General features: G+C 65.0%; 17 protein-coding genes. 4 read left to right on the forward strand and 13 right to left on the reverse strand.

Going from position 1 to position 22,168, the window contains the following annotated elements:
• Positions 1–49: 49 nt before the first annotated feature.
• The 13 genes from ATY02_RS00215 to tagH all read right to left on the reverse strand — a co-directional run bounded on the left by ATY02_RS00215 (position 50) and on the right by tagH (position 17,961).
• Complete coding sequence (locus ATY02_RS00215) at positions 50–433, reverse strand: helicase (protein WP_068577651.1); 384 nt, start codon at positions 431–433, stop codon at positions 50–52.
• A 140-nt stretch (positions 434–573) separates the two neighbouring features.
• A complete protein-coding gene (tagQ, locus tag ATY02_RS00220) occupies positions 574–1,509 on the reverse strand; it encodes a type VI secretion system-associated lipoprotein TagQ (protein ID WP_068577649.1) in 936 nt (311 codons plus the stop codon).
• Between the two features lie 83 nt (positions 1,510–1,592).
• A complete protein-coding gene (locus ATY02_RS00225; protein ID WP_228022335.1) occupies positions 1,593–3,275 on the reverse strand; it encodes a formylglycine-generating enzyme family protein in 1,683 nt (560 codons plus the stop codon).
• Positions 3,276–3,297: 22 nt separating this feature from the next.
• A complete protein-coding gene (locus ATY02_RS00230) occupies positions 3,298–4,500 on the reverse strand; it encodes an ABC transporter permease (protein WP_068577644.1) in 1,203 nt (400 codons plus the stop codon).
• Positions 4,500–5,216: an ABC transporter ATP-binding protein gene (locus ATY02_RS00235; protein WP_068577643.1), complete on the reverse strand. Its 717-nt coding sequence runs from the start codon at positions 5,214–5,216 to the stop codon at positions 4,500–4,502. The genes ATY02_RS00230 and ATY02_RS00235 overlap by 1 nt, the downstream gene beginning before the upstream one ends.
• On the reverse strand, positions 5,216–8,314 hold the full coding sequence (locus tag ATY02_RS00240) for a serine/threonine-protein kinase (RefSeq protein WP_068577641.1): 3,099 nt from the start codon (positions 8,312–8,314) through the stop codon (positions 5,216–5,218). Before ATY02_RS00240 ends, ATY02_RS00235 begins: the two co-directional genes overlap by 1 nt.
• 2 nt (positions 8,315–8,316) lie before the next feature.
• Positions 8,317–9,051: a PP2C family protein-serine/threonine phosphatase gene (locus tag ATY02_RS00245; protein WP_068577639.1), complete on the reverse strand. Its 735-nt coding sequence runs from the start codon at positions 9,049–9,051 to the stop codon at positions 8,317–8,319.
• Positions 9,052–9,708: a type VI secretion system-associated protein TagF gene (gene tagF / locus ATY02_RS00250; RefSeq protein WP_068577637.1), complete on the reverse strand. Its 657-nt coding sequence runs from the start codon at positions 9,706–9,708 to the stop codon at positions 9,052–9,054.
• Positions 9,705–13,208, reverse strand: coding sequence for a type VI secretion system membrane subunit TssM (gene tssM / locus ATY02_RS00255; protein WP_068577636.1), 3,504 nt, complete (start codon positions 13,206–13,208; stop codon positions 9,705–9,707). Before tssM ends, tagF begins: the two co-directional genes overlap by 4 nt.
• Positions 13,205–14,530, reverse strand: a complete 1,326-nt coding sequence (locus ATY02_RS00260; RefSeq protein ID WP_068577635.1) for a DotU family type VI secretion system protein — start codon at positions 14,528–14,530, stop codon at positions 13,205–13,207. The genes tssM and ATY02_RS00260 overlap by 4 nt, the downstream gene beginning before the upstream one ends.
• A gap of 6 nt (positions 14,531–14,536) precedes the next feature.
• Positions 14,537–15,871 carry a type VI secretion system baseplate subunit TssK gene (tssK, locus tag ATY02_RS00265; RefSeq protein ID WP_068577633.1) on the reverse strand — a complete coding sequence of 445 codons (1,335 nt, stop codon included), beginning with the start codon at positions 15,869–15,871 and terminating at the stop codon, positions 14,537–14,539.
• A 15-nt stretch (positions 15,872–15,886) separates the two neighbouring features.
• On the reverse strand, positions 15,887–16,396 hold the full coding sequence (gene tssJ / locus ATY02_RS00270; protein ID WP_068577631.1) for a type VI secretion system lipoprotein TssJ: 510 nt from the start codon (positions 16,394–16,396) through the stop codon (positions 15,887–15,889).
• Positions 16,397–16,458: 62 nt separating this feature from the next.
• Complete coding sequence (tagH, locus tag ATY02_RS00275; protein WP_068577630.1) at positions 16,459–17,961, reverse strand: type VI secretion system-associated FHA domain protein TagH; 1,503 nt, start codon at positions 17,959–17,961, stop codon at positions 16,459–16,461.
• A gap of 392 nt (positions 17,962–18,353) precedes the next feature.
• Here tagH and tssA point away from each other — a divergent pair, with 392 nt between their 5' ends.
• The 4 genes from tssA to ATY02_RS00295 all read left to right on the forward strand — a co-directional run bounded on the left by tssA (position 18,354) and on the right by ATY02_RS00295 (position 22,052).
• On the forward strand, positions 18,354–19,373 hold the full coding sequence (gene tssA, locus ATY02_RS00280) for a type VI secretion system protein TssA (RefSeq protein WP_068577628.1): 1,020 nt from the start codon (positions 18,354–18,356) through the stop codon (positions 19,371–19,373).
• An 81-nt stretch (positions 19,374–19,454) separates the two neighbouring features.
• On the forward strand, positions 19,455–19,970 hold the full coding sequence (gene tssB, locus ATY02_RS00285; RefSeq protein ID WP_068577626.1) for a type VI secretion system contractile sheath small subunit: 516 nt from the start codon (positions 19,455–19,457) through the stop codon (positions 19,968–19,970).
• A gap of 15 nt (positions 19,971–19,985) precedes the next feature.
• Positions 19,986–21,479 carry a type VI secretion system contractile sheath large subunit gene (gene tssC / locus ATY02_RS00290; RefSeq protein WP_068577625.1) on the forward strand — a complete coding sequence of 498 codons (1,494 nt, stop codon included), beginning with the start codon at positions 19,986–19,988 and terminating at the stop codon, positions 21,477–21,479.
• A gap of 84 nt (positions 21,480–21,563) precedes the next feature.
• On the forward strand, positions 21,564–22,052 hold the full coding sequence (locus ATY02_RS00295; RefSeq protein ID WP_022641870.1) for an Hcp family type VI secretion system effector: 489 nt from the start codon (positions 21,564–21,566) through the stop codon (positions 22,050–22,052).
• Positions 22,053–22,168: the final 116 nt, after the last annotated feature.

Raw genomic sequence — 22,168 nt, forward strand, 5'->3', positions numbered from 1 at the left:
GCCGCTGTTGGCAGCGCAGGCCCTGGCCCTCCCTGAAACAGTAGCGCCCTCAAGCCTTGGGCTTGGGCTTCTTCGGCTTCAGGTACTTGGTCAGCCCCTGGAACCAGATCACCAGCGCCGGGTTGCCCTTGATCTGGATCGACTTGTCCTGGATTCCCGTCATGAATGCCAGCTGCTTGTTCTTCGCCTGCATGGTCGCGAAGCCATAGGCAGCGTCCTTGAAGGCAATAGCGAAAGCCGGCTCGGGATAAAACCCCGAACGACTGGTAACACGCTGGTCCTTGACGAAGAAATGCCGAGCAACCTTGCCATCGAGCGTCTGCAGCTGGAATACCAGCTCCTTGTCGCCCAATTGTTGCTGGAAAGCGGGATTGTTACGGCTGGCCTTGCCCATCAACAGGCCAAGTACCCAGAGGAGAAAACGAAATTTCATGCGCGGCGCCTCAGTGGAATTATTGGATGGCCGGCGCAGTGTAACCTGTAACTCGCCGAGCGCCAGCCGATCCGTTCGATTGCTCGAAGATCGCCTGGCGTTCAGCGCTTATCGCTACATCTTGTCAGACAATCACTGACTCAGACGTTCGGGCAAGGCACCGGTGCCCAGTCGCCCAGGTCCGGGTTCTTGCACATGCTGTTGACCTGGGTCTGGCCGGTGGTAGCCACCTGGTTGCTCTCGGCCTGCTTGGTCTTGGCCTGCTGCATCGACTTCTCGGTGCTCACGGCTTCCTTCGGCACCACCGGCAGCTTCTGCTTGGCCGGTGGGTTCTTGCCTTTGCCCTTGCCTTTGCCGGTGGTAGTCACTGGAGTGGTGTCGGCGGTGGCCACCTTGACCACGTCGGTGCGCTGTACGCCCACTTGCTGCAGGTCTTGCTCGTAGGCCTGGTTGTACTTGCTCAGGTCCTCGCTGGCACGACCATTCACCGCGGTGATCAGGTCGTTGGACTCCTTCAGGCCGCTGACGATTTCTGCCAGGCGCTTGCGTCCTTCGACATCGTTGATGCTGTTGGCCTTGCGAGCGCTGATCAGGCTGTCGAAAGCGCGCTGGTAGCAAGTCTGCGAAGCGCGGGCATAAGCCGTGCTGCGGTCGATGTCGGCCACGCTCTTGTTGACGTCGGTAGCGTAGGAAGCGATGCGCTGGTTGTCATCGGCAATCTGCTTCTGGCGCTCGGTGTAGTAGCCAGCAGCACCGCCAGCCAGGGCACCACCAGCGGCGCCGATGGCTGCATTGCGACCACGGTGGTCGCCATCGCCGGTCAGGGCGCCGAGCAAGGCGCCGCCAGCAGCACCCAGGGCGGCACCGGTGACGACCGACTTGGTCATGTCCGAGTCAGTGGCACGCAGGTGCTGCACCGGCTCGTAGCAGCTCGGGTAGTACTCGACCTTGGTGGTGGAAGCGACCTTGGATACCGGAGAGGTCGCGCAACCGGTCAATACGGTGCTGAACCCGGCGGCAACCAACAGCAGGTGACGCTTGGAAGTCGAAGCAAAGGGTTTGCGGGAAAAAAGCATGTTCGTGATCTCGATTAAGTTTGACCAACTCGACGCGGCACCAGGCCGGTCGAGATCCTCCAGGCTCGACAGACAACGGCCGGTCATGACTTCTGACCGGTCGATGCGAGCAGTTCCTTCAAAATCGTCGCCGGGTCGGCTCGCCGTTTCTGGCGATAGTCCCCGACATGGCGAACGAATAACGTAGCGCGCGTCACCAGGCTCTTGCCGAGCACCGGCTTGCGATTGAGCTCTTCCTTGATCCGTTGAAATTGCGCCTGGATCACCGCGTCGGTGTAACGGGTGCCCGTGGCCAGGTTGTCGATGTAGATCGCCACCGCCCCGTCCAGAGCACTGCGGCCATTGTCGATGGCTTCGGCGAACAGCTTGGCGCTGGGTTCATCCTTGGCATCGAGGGCCTGCTGCTGGCTCTTCTTCAGGTTGGTCAGACGAATGTTGTAGTTGTTGATCGTCTCGGCCACCAGTGCCGAGGACTGAATCAGGTTGCCCGCCGCTTCCTCTCGTTGCTGGGCGATCAGCGACACGTTGCGCTTGAGCTCCTCGTTGACCAGCCCCAGCTCCGCCTGCAGCCGTGGATCGACACTGGCGGCGATGATGCTGTCCAGGCGCTTGGTCGGGTCCTGGGCGTCATCGATGGCATCGGTCAGGGACGCCAGGCGCCCTTCCTTCTGCCACTGGGCGAACAGTTCCTTGTAGCGCGAGCGAGGCGCCGACAAGGCACCGATGGCCACCCGGAAACCCGTGGTCTCGTTGCTTTGCTCGGTGCCATCGGCGGCGAACAGCGGGTATTCGCGGCGCATGCCGGTGAACAGCGTGCCCTCGCCTTCCAGGTAGTTGCCGCCCTTGACCACGAAACCGCCGTAGGTGCCCTGGCGCCGCCCGGCATGCACCAACTGGAAGGACTCCTGGACCATCTCGGCGGCGTTGCCAATCACATCGAACAAACCAATGGGGTTAGGCAGCTTGGTACCGATCGGCATCAGTCGCGCCGCCTGGCCAGTGCCTCCGGCGACCTGGTTGAACACCGCCCAGTCGGCCAGCGGGCCGTCGCTTTCACTGCCCTCCACGCGCCGTGGGAACAGCCGGCCCTCCAACTCCTGGCGGCTCACCGCCTGGCCACCACGGGCCGCGTATTCCCACTCCACTTCGGTGGGCAGGCGAACAAAGCCCAGGCCGCCATCCTCGGCGGAGCCGCCACGCCCACTGACCGGCAGCAGGTCGCGGTGATTCTTCATCAGCCAGGCGCTGTAGACCGCCGCGAAACGCTCGGCCTCGAAACGCGACAGCTTGACCTTGGGCAGCCGCCCCTGCATGCCATCCGGCGCCTCGCAGGCCGGCGCCGGTTCGCCGCTGGCCAGGGACTGGGCCTGGGCCATGACCTGGGCGTACTGGCGGGCCGTGACTTCATACTTGCCAATGAAATACATCATCGGCTTGAGCGGTACCCCGGCGCCGGCCTTGGGCAACAGCGGGCCAATGGTCTTGGCCCAGCCGCCCGGCAAGTCCTTGAGGGTGAACTGGCCATTGATGTAGTCCCGGCGATAGCCGGAAATGAACGACTGCTGGTACCCGCTCTCGCCTTCGGCGAAGGGATAGCCCAGGTTGATCTCACGGTCGTCCAGGGTGCCCTGGGCCAGCACATAGACGTAGCGAAACAGCATCTCGCCGTCACAGGGCAACGGCAGGCTGACATCACCCGCCAGGGGCTTGGGGTTGTCCATCTTATTGACGGGCTCTTCGGCCCACACGGCCCCCGCCAGGGTCATGGCCAGCACGGTGCTGATCAACTTATACATCGCGAATTCCTTCACAAGCCTCAATGCGCGACACCCGCCAACCGCCCAGCGCAGCGGCCAGGCTACTGACGCCCAGCGTCGCCAACAGGGCCAGCCCGTAATGGGCCGGCAGCAGGTGGCTGGCATACTCGCCCGGCACCTGCATGAACAGATGATTCAGCCCGGCTTGGGCCAGGCCATACAGCACGCCACTCAACACAGCGGCAAGACTCGCGCTGTAGAGGGCCTGGAACACCACGAACAGCAGCAGCGCCGCGGTGGAAAAACCCAATAGGCGCAATACCGACAACTCCCGGCGCTTGCGCTCCACCGCCGCCAGGGCGCCAGCGAAGATCGCCGCAAAGGCCCCGGCCAGGGCCAACGCGGCGATGATCCAGAACACGATCGACAAGTTGCGGCTCAAGGACTGCACCTGGGCGATGGTCTGGGCCTGGGTCGACACCAACAGGCCGCGCTCGGCGAAATACCGGCGCAGCGGCTCGACATCGTCGAGGCTGCGCGCATACAGGCGAAACGCCGGGTACACCCGCTGCCCGGCCTGCGTCGGGGCCCCGCCGGCCCAGCCCATGGCCAGCACCGCACGACCGTCGCGGTAATCCTCGGCGGCCTCCAATAACTCCAGGGGCGCCAGCAGGGCATCACGGGCAAAGGCCTCCAGGGGCAGCACGCCCTCGACCTGGACCCGGGTCCGCTGCACCTCGCTGCGCCCGGCCACCTGGCGGCCGAAACTGGCCTGCAGCCAGTCTCCCGGCCGGACCCCGAGCTTCTCCGCGGCGGTGCGGCTGAGCACCACCCCGTTCATGCCCTGCAATGCCGGCAACGGCCCCAGCAAGGGGTCGGTAGGCGCGGTAGGCAGCATTTCCACGGTCAGGCCAACATCCCCCTCACCTCGCGCCAGCTCTGCCGTGGCGGCGATCTGCCGGGTCCTGGGCAAGGCGAACGCCACGTCCGGGCGCTGGCGCAGTTCGGCAATGAACGCGGCACTGAAGCGCCCGCCGCCCAGGGGAATGATCTCGCGCACCGCCGGGTCTTTTTCCAAGCGCTCGGTGAGGCTGCTGACCAGGCCGAACTTGAGCCCGAACAGCACCAGCAACGGAGCGATCACCGCCACCAGGGCCAGTACCGAGCAGGCCGAAAGCCAGGTATCGGCCCGATAGTCCTGCCAGGCCAGCGCCGCTGTGAGGGCCGCACGCATCAGCAAGCCTCCCCGAGGGTCGCGGTGACGCCACCATCGGCATCGCGCTGGCAGGCAATCCGCCGGACCTGCAAGCCATTGGCCCGGGCCAGGGGTTCATCGTGGGTGGCGACCACGCAGCACAGCTGCTGGTCCCGCGCCTGCTGCACCAGTAGCTGCATCACTCGCTGGGCGTTCAAGGGGTCCAGGGCCGCCGTCGGTTCGTCCGCCAACAGCACCTGCGGACCATGGGCCAGGGCCCGGGCACAACTGACCCGCTGGCGCTGGCCCACCGACAAGTCGGCGGGTTTCTTGTGCAGTTGGTCGACGATCTCCAGGCGTTCGGCCAGGCGCCGGGGAATGCCCTCATCGGCCAGCCCGAGCATCTTGCGCGGCAAGCCGATGTTGCCCCGCACATCGAGGAAGCCCAGCAGGCCGCCGGTCTGCAGTACATAACCCAGGTGCCGGCTGCGCAGCTCGGCCAGGGCGCTGTGCCCAGCCTGCCGCCAGACCTGGGCAATATCGATGGCAGCGTCGAGCGGTGCGAATTCGAAGCACCTGGACGAATCCGGGGCCAACACCAGCGCCAGCAAATCGAGCAACGTGCTCTTGCCGCACCCGCTGGGGCCCACCACCGCCAGTTGATCGCCTGCGCGCAATTGCAGCCTGGGGATCACCAGGCTGTAGCGTTGGCGGCCTTCGCCGCGGCTCTTGCGCACATCCGAAAGGTTCAGCATCAGGGCAACGTCGACAAGGGAACGCGGTACAGGGCATCACCCGGCTCGGCATCGCCGAAGCGTACCCAGTTGGCCAGGTCGTTGTGGAAGGTCTCGTAGAGACGGATCTTCGAATCCAGCTCATCGATGAAGTCTTCCTGCTCGGCCACGCTCAGCGACAACCACAGGTCCTGGGTCATGTTCAGCGACTTGCTGCGGTACGGCAGGCCTTCGAGGTATTCCCCCAGAACGCCGCCATCGGCGAGATTGCCGCCCTTGCGCAAGGCCGAGGGGTCGCGGCTCATGTAGGCACTGGCGCTGGCGATTTCCTGGAAGAAATCCTTGGGCGAGGTCTGGGTCTTGCGCGCCGCATCGACGATCAGCTTCAGCGACTGCTGCAGGTCGTTGAGCTGCAGCTTGGTCAGCATCACGCAGACCTGGAACGCTGGCAGCGCCGGGTTGGTCAGGTCGCGGTCGGCGGTCCAGGCGCTGACCAGTTGCGGCGCCTGGCTGGCGGATTTGTGTCCAAGGAAGTCCATGTGCATGGCATAGCCGATGGCCGCGGACTTCTGGGCAAGGCTCGGGCTCGCGGCCAGCATCGGAACCGCTTGTTGCTGATTGCTGCGCACCTGATGCACCAGGTCGGCGAACACTGTGCCGATCTCGTCGACCCGCTCGCCGAACTTGCCCACATCACCACCGGGCACCGGGATATACAGGTCGCCGATCTTCGGGTTGGCATCGGCGGTCAGCACCCGGTACTGGGTCTCGGCCTGGGCGTGGTTCTTCTTCCCGGCGTCGGTCCGCAGGTGCAAGGCATAGATCTTGATCTGCTTGCCCAGGGCCGCCTGGCGCACCTCGGCCTCATTCATCTGGGTCCGGCTATAGGGATCGTTCTTGCGCAAGGCGCCGGCATCGCTGACCAGCAGGATCAGGCGACCGCCATAGCCCTTCCAGTCCATGCCCTCCACCGCCTGCATGACTCCGGCGAAGGCGTCTTCGTTGAACGAATGGCTGGACACATTGGTGGCCTTGACCTGGCTTACCAACTGCTGGAAACGCTGCGGATCGCGCCCCTGGTCCAGGCTCACCAGGGTCTTGGTGACGTACTCCAATCCCGGCGTCTTGCTGGTGTTGTTGCGAAACCCCACCAGGCCGAAGCTAACGCTGTCCAACTCGCCGCGCGCGGCCAGCTTGCTCTGCAGCTCATGCACCACATCACGCACCCGGTCGATATAGGGCTGCATCGATACCGAGGTGTCCACCACCAGCACCACGGCCGTGCGGAAAGCATCACCGGCGGCTGGCGCGGTATTCACCGGCAGGCTCTTGCCAGTGCTGTCGCTGATGCTCTGCGGGGTGCTGCCCGGATCGATGGAAGCGATATTGAGCAACTGCACCGGCTGGCCGTTTTCGTCGAAGCTCTCCTTGGAGTCGAAGATCGGCAGCAGGTAGAACTGGTCCTGGGGCACGGCGCTGGCATTGGGTTCCAGGGCCAGCACTTGCTGGTCGTCCTGGAGATTTTTCTGCGCGTTGAGCAGCAGGTTCTTGGCTGCCGCAGGATCGGCCAGCAGGCGCTCCAACTGGCTGGCCTGGCGCACGAACATCACTGGCGCCCGCCCCGAGCGCTCAGTGAACTTGAGTACCAGGCTCTGCTTCCAGTCGCTGACCTGGTCCTCTGGCAGCCAGCCGGCGCTACGACCATCGCTGGCCGCGCCCAGGCGCAGCCATGGGCGCCCGCCAACCTGCTTGCGCTGGTACACATACAGCACCGAGAACGCCGGCACCGCCGGGCCTGGCGCCGCCCCGGGCTCGCTGGAAAAGCTCGCTCCAGGCTTGCTCAGCACCCGCTGGAACAGGGTTTTCTTGCCCGGCATCAGCAACGGCCGCTGGCCGCCATCGACATCGCTCGCCACAGGCTGGCTAACCGGTGGCGCCACGCTGGGCGTGCTCCCGCTACCGGAGGTCGGGGTCGGGATCGGGGTCGGGGTCGCGATCTTGGGCGCTGGCTGCGGGCTGTCCCCGGACAACCACCAGTAGCCACCGCCAGCCACGGCCAGGGCTACTGCCACGGCCACGCCGGCCAGGGCCAGCACCGGGCCACGCCGCTGGCCGGTCGGCTCGGCGCCCTGGGGCGGCAGGCTGGAGACGCGCTGCGGTGGCACCACAGGTTCCGGACGCGGCTCCTGGCGCGGAGCCGGTTGCGGGGCCTGCTGGGGAATCTCGATGGAGACCGGGGTCAGCCCGGCCAGGTCCTTGCCCACGGGCACTTCCAGGGGCGGCAAGGGCAACGGCTGGATCAGCGTCGCCTCGACCTCCGGGGCCGCCGCCGGCAGGTTGTCCAGGGCCGCCAGCAAGGCTGCGGCATCCGGGTAGCGCTCCGCCGGGTCCTTGGCCAGGAGCTTACCCAGGATGTGCTGGTAGCGGCCGTGGTGCACCGGTAGCTCCGGCAACGGCTCGGTGAGGTGGGCCAGGGCCGTGGACAAGGCATCGGTGCCGTTGTACGGCAGCTTGCCGACAAGGATTTCATACAGCACCACGCCCAGGGCATAGAGGTCGGCGCGGCCGTCGATGTCCTGTCCACGGGCCTGCTCGGGGCTCATGTAGCTTGGGGTGCCGACAGCGAAGCCGGCCTGGGTGAACTGGGTGCGATCGTCCAGGGACTTGGCGATGCCGAAGTCCGAGAGCACCGCCGTGCCATCGGCGCGGAACAGGATGTTGGCCGGCTTGACGTCACGGTGCACCAACCCCTGGGCATGGGCATAGCCCAGGGCCGAGGCGATCTGGCGGATATAGGTCAGGCCCTGCTCCGGGGTCAGCCCGGCAGCAATGCGTTCCTTGAGCGTGCCGTTGGGCAGGTACTCCATGGCCATGTAGTACAGCTCGCCGACATTGCCGATGTCGTGGATGGTCACGGTGTGCGGGTGGGACAGGCGCGCCAGGGTCTTGCCCTCGCGCAGGAAGCGCTCGCAAAAGCTCGGGTCGGCCGCCAGGGAGGCGGCCATGACCTTGAGCGCCACCTTGCGCTCCAGGGAGCGCTGGGTCGCCAGGTACACGCTGGCCATGGCACCTTCGCCAATCTCGCCCTGGATATCGAAGCCGGGAATCAGAATGTCCATGGTCAGTGTCCTGCGGCCTTGATCACAATGGCGGTGATGTTGTCCGGCGCGCCCCGGGTCAGGCCCAGGTGGATCAGGCTGCGCACCACATCGTTGGGCTCGTTGTGACTGAGCACGTCGCGCAGTTCGAAGTCCTCGGCGGTCTTGTTCAGGCCGTCGCTGCACAACAGGAAGGTATCGCCGGCCTGTACCTGCAGGTCGACCTGGGACAGCTCCAGCTGGGCCTCGACGCCAATGGCCCGGGTGACGATGTTGGCACGCGGGTGGACCCGAGCCTCGGCCTCGCTGAGCAAGCCGCTGTCCTGCAGGTCCTGGACGTAGCTGTGGTCCCGGGAAATGCTCTCCAGCTGTTCATCGCGCAACCGGTACAAGCGGCTGTCGCCAGCCCACAGGCACACCGCCTGGTCGCCGCGTACCGCCAGCAGGACCACGGTACTGCCCATCATGGTCACGCCACGGTTGGCCGTTTCCTCGCGCACGGCGGCGTTGACCGCCGCCAGGCCGTTGCGCAGCGCGGCAGCGTATTGCTCCAGGTTGTCGCCGGCCGGCACCGCCCGCAGGCTATCGACGATCAGGCTGCTGACGTAATCCCCGGCGGCGTGCCCGCCCATGCCGTCCGCCACCAGCCAGAGGCCGGTCTCCGGAGCTTCCAGCCAGGCGTCTTCATTGATTTTCCGCACCATGCCGACATGGCTGTAGCTGGCGGATTGGTAGGACAGTTGTGGCGCTGAACGCATTTAGACGGCACCCTCTTGCCCGAGCAGAAATTGCGCAAAATCATTGGCCGGTGGCAGGCCCTGGCAACGCAGCAGCATCGGGCTGATGTACTGCGAGCCGCGCCCCCACCAGACACTCGATCCATCCAGGGCCTGGGCGGCCAGTACCGTCCCCCGGGCCTGCGGATCATTGACATAGAACCGTTGCAGGCCGGCGAAATGACTGCCCTCGGCACGCGCTGTCGCCAGCGGCGCCCCCAGGCCCTGCAAGCCTTCTTCCAGGGCCTCGAAGCTGGCGCCCTCGTCGAGGGTTGCCAGCAACAGCTCCTCCACCTGTTCGAACCACTGGTCCGGGCCGCTCACCAGCGAGGCCAGGTCTTCGCCGGGCTCCAGCAGCGCGACGACCGTCAGGGGGAAATACCGCCCGACCCGATCGATGCTCGGCATTACCACCCCGACCGCCGCCTGGGGTCCGCACAGGCCTGGAGCCAGGGCGAAACGCCACAGGGGGCTGACCAGATAGGCATTCAACCAGTGCTCGCCCATGGCGTTCTGGCTGGCCAGCAGCCCCGCCGCCAGCCAGCTGTCCCAGGGCGCGATGAAACTCTGTGGCAAGCCACGGCTGACAAAGTCGCCACGGCTGGCCAGCTTGCCGTACAGGCCAGGCATCGTCGTCATAGCCGCTCCGGCAGGCTGAAGCCGCTGAGCACTCGGCTCTTGAACGGGTTGAAGGCGCTGCTGGCGCGCAACTCGTAGGAGATGCTCGCGCCATCCACCCGCAGCCGCAGGTTGAAACGGTCCGGTGAATTGGTGGCAGTCAGGTCCGATTGCTCCAGCAGGCGGAACCAGGCCCAGGGACCGTCCAGGGTGATGCCCGAACGCCCGCTGGCCGACGGCGGCATGATCGACAGGCGCACCACACCAATGCTTCCCGGGTTGGGCCACTGCATCGCTACCGGACGGCTGGGGCCATGGTCGTAGCTCAGTTGCTGGCCATCCAGGTCAAGCAGGAACTGGCTGATATTGGCGTCCATCTCCACTGGCTTGAGTTCGAAGCGCACAGCCGGCTGGGTGCCGCCGCTGGAGCGGAAGAACGCATCGCGGATGTTCGAAGCCCGTTGGAAGGTCTGCAACACGCCGGGGGAGATTCCCAGTTTCTGCGCTGCGCCCGGCTGCCAGCTCCAGGTCGTCGTGGAGGTGTTGACGTAGGGCTGCAGGTACTTGCGAAAGTAGCTGTCCATCACTCCGCCGGTGCCGAAGAACTGGCCGAAGTCTTCCAGGGTCGCATCCCGGGAGCTGCCCGGCGACATCGGGTAGCGCCCACTCAGGGACTGGCGATAGACGTTCACCACCTCGCTGACCCAGGCCGCGTTCAGTTGGTTGCGCACCCCGCCCATCATGGTGTTGGTGGTAGAACCGACCACCGACTTGACCAACCCCTGGACCATCGGCGGCTGGCGCGCAGCGGTCAGGCTGACCCGGGCCGCGGCGGCGCTGGCCTGGTTCTTGGCTTCGCCCAGCAGCGCATCGCCGCTGGCGCCGACCATGGCGCTGACCTGCACGTACAGGGCGTTCATGTCCGCCAGCAGACCATCGATGGCCGCCGGCTCACCCTCGCCTTTGCTCACCAGGCTGATCAGGTCGGCGAAGTGCAGGCTCACCGGATCTTCGCTGGCCACAGCCGCCGGACCCGCTGCCTGCTCCTGGCCCAAGAGCGAACCCAGGCGCTGCTTGAGCTGGTCGACCCCGCCCTCGACCTTCTGGCCCTGGGCTGCCAGCAGGCGTTCTTCCTGTTGCAGGTCGGTTTCCTTGGACACCGCCACCAACAGTTTCTTCAACGGCGAAGTGGGGCCGGAGATGATCCGCAGTACATCGGCGGCCTGGGCCACGCTGGTGATCGGCACGAAGTCGATGTCCGCCAGCAGCGCGTCCCACTGGCGCAGGTAATCCTGGAAGTACAGGCGGCGCACATCGGCGGCCAGGCTGGCGACGTTCTGTTGCTCGGCCTGGTCGCGACCCAGCACCCACTGCTCCTCGGCCAGGGTTCCGGCCTGGTTGACGCTAGCCAGCAGGAAGCCCTCGCGGTAGCCCTTGGCGGTGAACAGCCCGCTCAGCGGCTCGCTCAATGGCTTGCCGCTCTTGCGGGTGAACACCAGCGCCGCATCACGGCCACCGGCTTCGCTCAGGCGAAAGTCCGGCACGCCGGCCGGCAGCTTGGCGCGCTTGACCCGATCGTAGACCCGCTGGGCCACTGGCAGCTGTTGCAACTGGCGGCGCAGGTCCTCGATCAGGCGCTGATCCAGTCGCGCATTGGGCGGATGCTTCTCGAACAGCGCCTGCAAGTGGCCGGTCAGGGCCAGGCGCTGGTCGGGCGGCAGCTCCCGGGACAGGGTCTGGTCCCAGTCCAGGGTGATCCAGGCCTTGATGAAGTCCGCGTCGTAATGCTCGCTGTCCGCCAGCATCAGGTAGGCCTTGAGGCCCTCGTAGAGAAAGTCCGAATTGCCACCGCTGTGCAGTTGCTCTTCGATGCGGGTCATCAGCCGTGGGGCGAATACCGCTACCAGCAACTTGCGATAGACACTGGCGGACTCGGCCTCGAGCATGTCGCCCTGGTACAGGCCAAGGCCTTCGGCCCAACCCGGGGCATCGCCGGCCAGGTTGCGGGTCGCGTTGAGCAGCGGCAGCACCGCCAGCACATCACGCTGGGCCGGGCTGAGGTTCTGCACGTTCTGGCGCACCGGCGCCACGCGCTGGTCGACCTGGGCGATATAGGCCTGGTTGGCCCGATAGCTGACGATCCACAGGGTACCGACCACCAGCACCAGGGCCACGCTGGCCGCCAGGGCGCCACGGGCGATCCACTTGCGCCGACGCTCGACCTTGGGATTGACCCCCACCAGCCCGCGCTCGGCGAAAGCCACGGCGCTGAACAACTTCTCGATGAAGTAGCTGCGGCCAGTGCCGGTCTGGCGCGCCAGGTGCTGGCGGTCCAGGTTCATGCTCTGGGCCATGGCGCCGATCAGGCGGTCGATGGGGCTGCCTTCCTGGGTACCGCTGGTGAAGTACACCCCGCGCAGCAGCACCCGCTCCTCGAAGGCATTGGGCTTGAACACACCTTCGAGGAAGCCCTGCAAGGACTCCTTGAGCGCCGCGAACTGCTGCGCGAACCCGTAGATCAGGTCACGCCGCGCCGGGTCGCGCTCCTGTTGCAAGCGCTCCACCAGGCGTTCGTTGAGGCGCTGCTCCAGGGCCGCCAGCTCTGCCGGCAGGTGCGCCAGGGGGCTGTCGCTGCCCTTGCCATCGTCCAGGGCAAAGGTCATGCCCCAGACCTGGGCTCGCTCTTCCTTGCTCAGGGAGTCGAAGAACTCCATGAAGCCTGGCACCAGGTCCAACTTGGTCAGCATCAGGTAGATCGGGAAACGCACGCCCAGCTGGGTATACAGCTCCTGGATGCGCAGGCGGATCGCCGCGGCGTGGGCCGCCCGCTCCGCTTCGCTGCCCAACAGCAGGTCGGACAGGCTGATGGCCACGAAGGCACCATCGATGGGGCGGCGCGAGCGCTGGGTCTTGAGCAGGTCGAGAAAGCCCAGCCAGGCTGCCTTGTCCACATTCGCATGGCTGTCCTGGGTGGTGTAGCGGCCCGCAGTGTCCAGCAGCACGGCCTGGTCGGTGAACCACCAGTCGCAATTGCGGGTACCGCCGACACCACGCACGGCGCCTGCACCCAATTGTGCCGCCAGCGGAAAGTGCAGGCCGGAGTTGACCAGCGCAGTGGTCTTGCCCGAGCCGGGCGGACCGATGATCACGTACCACGGCAGTTCGTAGAGGTTGCGCCTCTCGTCACCGCCGAGCTTGGCCTTCTTCAGCAGCACCAGGGCCTCGTCCATGCGCTGGCGCAGGGCCGCCAGCTCCTCGGCGGTGGCCAGGCTGTCCGGGTCCGGCGGGGTGTCGGCCGCCAGGCTCTGCAAGACCTTGGCCGCATGCCGGCGGGCCTGGATGATGCGAAACACCCGGTAGGCGATCCACACCGCGAAAATGAAAATGATCAGGGCCCAGCGCCGGCCTTCCGGCACCAGGAACTCCAGCAGCGGCCCGACGAACCAGATGATCAGGCTCAGGGCGATCAGCCCCAGCAGCGGGATCACCCAGCGAATCACAAAACTGAAAAACGCCTTCACTCGACCCCCTCCGCCAATACGCTGATTTCTACCCGACGATTACGCGCCCGCCCTTCGGCGGTGGCATTGGTTGCCAACGGCTCGGTATCGCTGCGGCCTTCGGCGCTGAACCGCGCCGGCTGCCCGGTCTTCGCCGCCAGGATCTCCAGCACCGACTCGGCACGGGCCTGGGACAGCTTCCAGTTGGACGGGAAGCGCAAAGTGGCGATCGGCCGGTTGTCGCTGTGACCGGTGATCCGCACCTGGCCCTTGACCTTGCGCACGGCATCGGCGATGCGCAGCATCAGCGGCTGATAGTCGTCGCGGATGCTGGCGCTGGCCGAAGCGAACAGTTCATCGCCGCGGATCGTCACCACCGAGCGGTCGACGGCGTCTTCCACCGCCACTTTCCCGGCACGGATATCGTCGGCCAGGAACCCGGCCAGGCGTGGACGCTCCACCACCTTGGGCTGGATCACCGGGCGATCCAGGGTCTGTACCGGAATCTCGCCCAGGGCATGGATGTTCTTGAACACCGGCTCGGCATCCGCCGCCAGCTTCAGGCGCAGGCCGAACAGCAGGGCCAGCAGCAACGCCACGGCGATGGCGATACCGACCCAGGGCGGCATGAACTGGGCCAGGCGATCCCGGGCCACGGTGACGCCGCGCCAATGAGGCGACAGTTCGCGCTCGTGTTCGCCACGGGCGCTGCGAATGGTCGCGGCGGTACGCTCGCGCAGGGCCTCCAGCTGGCTGCGACCGTCGATCATCACCCGGTAGCGGCCTTCGAAGCCCAGGCACATGCACAGGTACAAAAGCTCCAGCAGGTACAGGCGTTCGCGCGGGCTCTGCAGGCAGTGCTCCAGCAGCTGGAAGACCTTCTCGCCACCCCAGGCCTCGTTGTGCACGGTAATCAGCAGGCTCTGCTTGCCCCAATCGCTGGTGCTACCCCAGGGCGTGCTCAGTACCGCCTCGTCCAGGGCGGTACACAGCGCATAGCGGGCCAACAGCACATCGTTACGCGGTACTCCGGCCGCCTCGGCACGCTCTTCGAACTGGCGCAGGTAGGCCAGCAACTGCGCTCGCAAGCTGGCCGGAGCCGGATGCGCCAGGGTGCTGCGCAGGCGAGTGAGCAGCGCCAGCAGCGGACCGGCAGCGCTTTCCAGGGGGTTCAGACCCTGCGCCTGGCCCGAGGCCAATGGTGCCGCCGGCATCGCCAGGGACGGTGGCGGTGGCGCCGCCGGGCGATTGGGCTCGGGCGCGCGACCACCAGGGCGCGGCATGAACTGGGTACGGTCGTTGGCCGGGGACGGCTGCCCTGCCGAATCGTCGAACGGATGCATCGCGACTTATCCTCGAATGGCCCAGAAGGCCAGGTTCAACCCCGGGAATTCCCCAGCGACGTGAAAGGCGAAGCCACCGGAATGAGCCAGTTGTTTCCAGTGTTCGCTACCACGGTCGAGTTCGTAGTAGGTGGAGCCCGCGTGGTACGGCAGTTGGCGCGGTGCCACCGGCAGTGGCAACAGGCCGATGCCCGGCAGTTGCAGGTTGACCAGGTCGCGGATGTGCTCCACCGAGCCCACCTTGCTCTGCTGGGCAAAGCGCCCGCGCAGGGTCTCGCCGGGCACGTCGGCGCGCACCACCAGGATGAAGCTGGCGTTTTCCAGCAAGGTCCGGTCGGCCAGCATCGCCACATGGACGCCGTAGGCCTTCTCGACGATCGGGATCGGCGTGGCCTTGCTGTCGATCAGCATCGACAGGGCCTCGCGCAGCGCCTGCATGACCGGGGCGTAGCTCAGGGCCAGCTCGTCGTGCTGGTACTGCGGGAAATCCAAGGGGCGTCGGCTGCTGTTGGAAAAGGTCGAGAACTCGCCAGCCAGGCTCACCAGCTCGCTATACAAGCGCTCCGGGTGCAGCGGGCTGATCTGGTTCAGGTGACTGATCAGCGGCTGCGCACGATTGACCAATTGCAGCAGCATGAAGTCGGCGATTTCCGAAGCGCCGCCCGCCCCCGAGGCCACCACGCGACCGGCCAGGGCTTCGCCCCGCTGGTGCAACAGCCCCAGCAGCTCGCTGCGAAAGGCGCTCAACGGCTTGGAAGCCGCGACATCCAGCAACGGCGGGATGTAGCTGTCATCGAGCACCAGGGCACGATCGGCACGCTTCTCCTTGACCCGCACCACACCGATGGCGGCGTAGTCGCTCAGGCCATCCTGGGCCGTAAGCAGGCGCAGGGCCCGGGAGCCAACGGCCACCGGCGCACGGTTTTCAAAGGGGGCATTATCGTCGCGCACCTCACGGACCTGGCTCAGGTAACGCGCACCCCCCAGCTCCTCGCCCTCGTCCACGGTATCCCGGGCCCCGGCGCGCTTGAGCGGCAGGGCCAGGTACACCAGGCCATCGCGCAGTTTGTCGTCGATGCTCAATGGGCTGGGCGCCAGGTCGTCATGGGGAATATTGAACGGCGTACCGTCGGGCAACAGGCCGCGAGCACTGATGATGGCCAGCTTGCCCTGGGCCAGCAGGCCCTGGTCGATGCGCAGTTCGGAGAAACCCCAGGCGCCGGCCGACAGCGGGCGGCTGCGAGCGTCGATTAGGTTTTCCAGGTAACGGTCGTGCTGCTGGAAGTGCTGGGTTCCAATGAACATGCCTTCCGACCAGACCACTCGATTGTTCCAGGACATGGTTGCTCCGATTGCCTATTGGGCGGGGCTGGATGGGGACGCCGCGAGTTCGGCGCTGACCGCGCGAAGATCGAGGCTGATCTGATATGCGTTGTTCAGGCGCGGCGCAGTGTTGACGCTGACCCGCCACAGGGCCCGGTCGATCTCGCGAAAGCCCACCAGCAGGCCGACCTGGCGAGTGGCCGGGTCCAGGGTGCGCTTGAGGGTGAACTGGTCGCCCGGCTGCACCAGCACTTCGTCCTGGTCGATCAGGTCGGGGCCCAGGGTGGCCGAGGCCCGCTCGGCCAGGGCGAAGTAGTCGGCGCGCATGAAGGCGGCCGGATTCTTCAATTCGAAGATCCGTACCCGCACAGGCGTACTACTGCCATCAGGGCTGGGATTGAGCCCGGGGTTGGCCTGGAAGTGCAGCTCCACCGAAGTGGCGCCGGGCCCTTCCTTGGCCGGCTCGGCGGCTGGCGGTGGGGTGTCCTTGGCACAAGCCGCCAGTACCAGCATGGCGACCAATGTCAGCAATCGTTGAATCATCCTGCGTCCTCAATGACGTATCAGCTGTCCGTGTATCCGTGTGTAGGGCTTCCAGGCCGCGCTCAGGAGCGGCGCAACCGATGGGTATGTTCTTCGTAGGCGCGGCTGAACTCGCGGCCGAAGAGGTCCTGGAAATCATCCTGGGCCTCACTGGAAATCTGCTTGTAGAGCGCGGTGAACTGCTGCCAGTTCTGGGCCTGGCGCGAGCCACTGAACAGGTTGCCCAAGCCACCGGGCTTGCTCATGCGCGCTTCCAGCTCGCTGGGTTCGAAACGTCCGAGCAGGTGCTTGATGGCCGCCTCCACCCCTGCCATGACCGCCAGCTGGTGGGCTCGCAAGTCGTCGAAACTGTCCTGAACCGCCTGGTCCGGGGCCATGAACGCCTGGTTGCTGTGGCGCAGCAGCAGGAGCATCGCTTCGTCGACATTGGGAGCGAACTTCAGCGGGTTGTTCTCTACCGGGCGGATCATCGTCTGCTGCATGCGGAACTCGCCCTTGAGGCTGCTGCGCGCGCGCAATACGTCGATCAACCCTTCGACCATCAGGCGGTAGCTGCGACCCAGGCTTTCCATCTGGGCCTGGGCCTGCTGCGGATCGATGCGCAACTGCTCAAGCCCGGCCCCACGCAGGAACGCCTGCAACAAATCGACGGACGGCGCTACCACGGGCTCTGCAACCGGCATCGGCGCCACCGGGGCGACAGGCGCTACCGGGGCAACGGGTGGCACTGGCTCTGGCGCAACAGCCACTTGCGGTTGCGGTTGCGGTTGCGGTTGCGGTTGCGGTTGCGGTTGCGGGGGTTGTGCGTCGAAGTCGCCAATACCGGCAAACGGCGCCACGACCGGCGGCGCCATTGGTACAGTTTCAGGCTGCGGCGCAGGCCGGGCCGGCGTGTCGGCGAACAGATCCCAGTCTTCCGGGATCATCGAGCCGCCCAGGGGCGCTGTTGGCTGCGGCTGTGCCTGGGGCACGGGCTGGGGCACCGCGGTCGGGGTCGGCGGGCGAAAGTCATGCTGTTCGGCAGGAACATGATCGGGCTGCGTAGCCGGAGGCGTGGCACTCGGCGCCAGGAAATCGAACAGGTCGGGAAAGGTGTCCTGGGCCGAGGCCCCCTGGAAGTGCGCCACCGGCGCCAGGGAGATCGGCTCGACAGGGGTTGGCGCCGCCGCTTGGCGCCCCATCAGCGCTTCGAAACTGTTGGCGTTGTCCCCGGAGAAGGCTTGCTCTTGAGCGCGATTGAGACCGAAGTCTATCCGTGCACTGATCTCGTAATCGCCAATACGAATAATCTCGCCGTCTTCCAGAAGCTCGCTGTTACCCCGACGCATACGAATACCGGCATGGACTAACTCCACACCATTAGTACTGTTATCGGTCAAATAATAGCGGCCATCCTTGTATTGGATGACGCAATGTCGCGCCGAGACTAAGCGCTCGGGATCAGGAAGTACCCAGTCATTATCGGAACTACGGCCAATTGCCATCATTCCCTGATCCATTAGTTTCTCAGGGCATTGACCAGGGGTAATCTTGTGATAACTAGTGATAGTCAAACACAGCGACATCGCGCCTCCTTGCTGTACTTCCGCGTGCGAACCGGCGGCGGGGAAAAAGTTCCATGAAAAGATGAAAAGCCCGCAAAAAATCCCTTAAACAGCGCCGTTCACAGCATGTTCGCTCAACTTAAACTACACAGATGACAAAAGCCTTTCTCCCCACCGTGATCTGACTCGCCGGTCAAGGAGCTAATAAGGCGACATAACACTGTCATGCAGGGCGAATAGCTTACCTTGACAAGCCACAACTACTACACCAAAAATGCACAACTTCTTGAACACGGATGATGGCTCACTAGTATCAGCGAGTCTATATAAACCAAGAAATGTGCGCGAGTTCACAATTAACTAGCGCATTAACTGCCTGACTGTCCTGCAGGCTGATAGGGAGATCAAACCAGGTGGATGTACCGATGTTGCTCGCCGCCATTTCAGCAACTTCGCCCTGCGGCGAAGATCTGGAATATGACGCGGATTTCTTGCATTTGGAGCGGGCCGCACAAGGCCAGCCCGAGCGCAGCATGGGCGACTCGATCCTCCCGGCCGAGCCGCCGGAGTGGCGCAGCATCCAGCAGCAGAGCCTGGACTTGCTGGCACGCAGCAAAGACCTGCGCATCACCCATTTCCTGGTGCAGAGCACCCTGGCCCTCGAAGGCCTTCCGGGCCTGGCCACCAGCCTCGAGCTGATCAACGGCCTGCTCCGGGACTACTGGGCAGACCTGCATCCACGCCTGGATGCCGACGACGACAACGACCCCACCGTACGTATCAACGCCCTGGCCGGCCTGGCATCCGACACCACCGTCGGCCTGCTGCGCGAGGCGATCCTCACGCGCTCCCGGACCTTCGGCCCGGTCAGCGTGCGGGCGGCACTCAATGCCGCCGGCTTGCAGCACTTCTCTGGCGAAAGCCTGGGTTCCGACCACTTGGCCGGCGCCCTGCAGGACAGCGACCCCGAGCACCTGGACGCCATTCGCACTGCCTTGAGCAACGCTCGCTCGGCAGCCGAATCCATCGAAAAGCAGGTCAGCGAACAAGTCGGTTCCGCCAGTGGCGTGGACCTCAGCGCTCTCAAGCAGCCACTGCGCCTGGCCCTTCAGGTGCTGGGCCAGCACGCGCCCCAAGGTGCGCAAGACCCCGTCGAAGAAACGAGCGAGGCTCCGGCCCAGGAGGGCTCCAGTGCCCCGGCGGCAGTGGCCCAGCCTCGGGTTTCCGGGGAGATCAACAGCCGTGACGACGTGCTGCGCAGCCTCGACCGCCTGCTGGCCTACTACAGCCGCCACGAGCCTTCGAGTCCGCTACCGGTATTGCTCAACCGAGCCAAGAACCTGGTCAACGCCGACTTCGCGGCCATCGTGCGCAATCTGATCCCCGACGGCATGTCCCAATTTGAAAACCTGCGCGGCCCCGAATCCGACTAACCCCGGGCGGACCGAGCAGTAACGTCAACGGCAATCACCGACCGACGCCAATACCGTCGCAGCAGCGACCAGGAGCACAACGTGGCGAAGCAAAGTTCTCAGAAGTTCATCGCGCGCAACCGCGCGCCCCGGGTACAGATCGAATACGACGTCGAACTCTACGGCGCCGAGAAAAAGGTCCAGCTGCCTTTCGTCATGGGCGTCATGGCCGACCTGGCCGGCAAGCCTGCCGAGCCCCTGGCTCCGGTGGCCGATCGCAAGTTCCTGGAAATCGATGTCGACAACTTCGACTCGCGCCTCAAGGCCATGCAGCCACGGGTGGCGTTCCACGTACCCAACGATCTGACCGGTGAAGGCAACCTGAGCCTGGACATCACCTTCGAGAGCATGGACGACTTCAGCCCGGCGGCAGTGGCGCGCAAGGTCGATTCGCTGAACCAGCTGCTGGAAGCCCGTACCCAGCTGGCCAACCTGCTGACCTACATGGACGGCAAGACCGGCGCCGAAGAAATCATCATGAAAGCCATCAAGGATCCGGCGTTGCTCCAGGCCCTGGCGAGCGCGCCAAAGCCTGTGGACTCCGAGCCGAACGCTTAATCAGGACCAACGATCATGACCGAATTGATGCGTGACAATCAGGCCCAACCCGGCGCCACCGAACAGGCCAGCGAATTTGCCTCGCTGCTGCTGCAAGAATTCAAGCCCAAGACCGAGCGCGCCCGCGAAGCCGTGGAAACCGCGGTCCGCACCCTGGCCGAACAAGCCCTGGCGCAAACCGACCTGGTGTCCAACGACGCGATCAAGTCGATCGAATCGATCATCGCCGCCATCGACGCCAAGCTCACCGCCCAGGTCAACCAGGTGATCCATCACCCGGAATTCCAGCAGCTGGAAAGCGCCTGGCGCGGCCTGCACTACCTGGTGAACAACACCGAGACCGACGAGCAACTGAAGATCCGCGTGCTCAACATCTCCAAGCCGGAGCTGCACAAGACCCTGAAGAAATTCAAGGGCACGGCCTGGGACCAGAGCCCGATGTTCAAGAAGATGTACGAAGAGGAATACGGCCAGTTCGGCGGCGAGCCTTATGGCTGCCTGGTGGGCGACTACTACTTCGACCAGTCGCCACCGGATGTCGAGCTCCTGGGCGAGCTGTCCAAGGTCTGCGCGGCCATGCACTCTCCGTTCATCTCCGCTGCTTCGCCGACGGTGATGGGCATGGGCTCGTGGCAGGAACTGTCCAACCCACGGGACCTGACCAAGATCTTCACCACCCCGGAATACGCCGGCTGGCGCTCCCTGCGTGAATCGGAAGACTCGCGCTATATCGGCCTGACCATGCCGCGTTTCCTGGCGCGCCTGCCCTACGGTGCCAAGACCGATCCGGTGGAGGCCTTCGCCTTCGAAGAGAACACCGACGGCGCCGACAGCTCCAAGTACACCTGGGCCAACGCGGCCTACGCCATGGCGGTGAACATCAACCGCTCATTCAAGCACTTCGGCTGGTGCTCGCGGATCCGCGGCGTGGAGTCCGGTGGCGAGGTGGAGAACCTGCCGGCGCACACCTTCCCCACCGACGACGGTGGCGTGGACATGAAGTGCCCGACCGAGATCGCCATCTCCGACCGTCGCGAGGCGGAACTGGCCAAGAACGGCTTCATGCCACTGCTGCACAAGAAGAACACCGACTTCGCGGCCTTCATCGGCGCCCAGTCGCTGCAGAAGCCGGCCGAATACGACGACCCGGACGCCACCGCCAACGCCAACCTGGCTGCGCGCCTGCCGTACCTGTTCGCCACCTGCCGCTTCGCCCATTACCTGAAGTGCATCGTGCGCGACAAGATCGGCTCCTTCAAAGAGAAGGACGAGATGCAGCGCTGGTTGCAGGACTGGATCCTCAACTACGTCGATGGCGACCCGGCGCACTCCACCGAAACCACCAAGGCCCAGCATCCTCTGGCCGCGGCGGAAGTGGTGGTCGAGGAAGTCGAAGGCAACCCTGGCTACTACAACTCCAAGTTCTTCCTGCGCCCGCACTACCAGCTCGAAGGACTGACCGTTTCGCTGCGCCTGGTATCCAAGCTGCCATCGGCAAAAGGCGCCTGACCCAACCTGTGGCCACCGCCCGCTCCGCGGCGGTGGCCACAAAGCTGAACAAACATCGTGGCAAGTGCCACACAGGGAGAAAACATGGCTGTTGATATTTTCATCAAGATCGGTGACATCAAGGGCGAGTCCATGGACAAAGCCCACAAGGACGAGATCGACGTGCTGAACTGGAGCTGGGGCATGTCCCAGTCCGGCAACATGCACGTAGGCGGTGGCGGCGGCGCGGGCAAGGTCAACATCCAGGACCTGTCGCTGACCAAGTACGTCGACAAGGCTTCGCCGAACCTGATGATGCACTGCTCCAGCGGCAAGCACATCGACAAGGTGCGCCTGACCGTGCGCAAGGCCGGTGGTGAAAGCCAGGTCGAGTACATGATCATCGACCTGGAAGAAGTGCTGATCACTTCCCTGAGCACCGGTGGTTCGGGCAGCGACGATCGCCTGACCGAGAACATCACCCTGAACTTCGCCCAGGTGGCGGTCGAGTACCAACCGCAGAAAGCCGACGGCACCAAGGACGGCGGCCCGATCAAGTACGGCTGGAACATCCGCTCGAACACCAAGCGCTGATCCATTGCGGTCGCGCCGCAGGCAATCCAAGGCCCGGGCAACGTCCCGGGTCTCGTCGCCTGCGGCAGCGGCTACAGGTTTGTGCGTTTTGAGGTTGTATCCATTTTCCTGACGTC

The sequence above is a fragment of the Pseudomonas sp. BIOMIG1BAC genome (assembly GCF_001705995.2).
Classification (GTDB): Bacteria; Pseudomonadota; Gammaproteobacteria; order Pseudomonadales; family Pseudomonadaceae; genus Aquipseudomonas; species Aquipseudomonas sessilinigenes.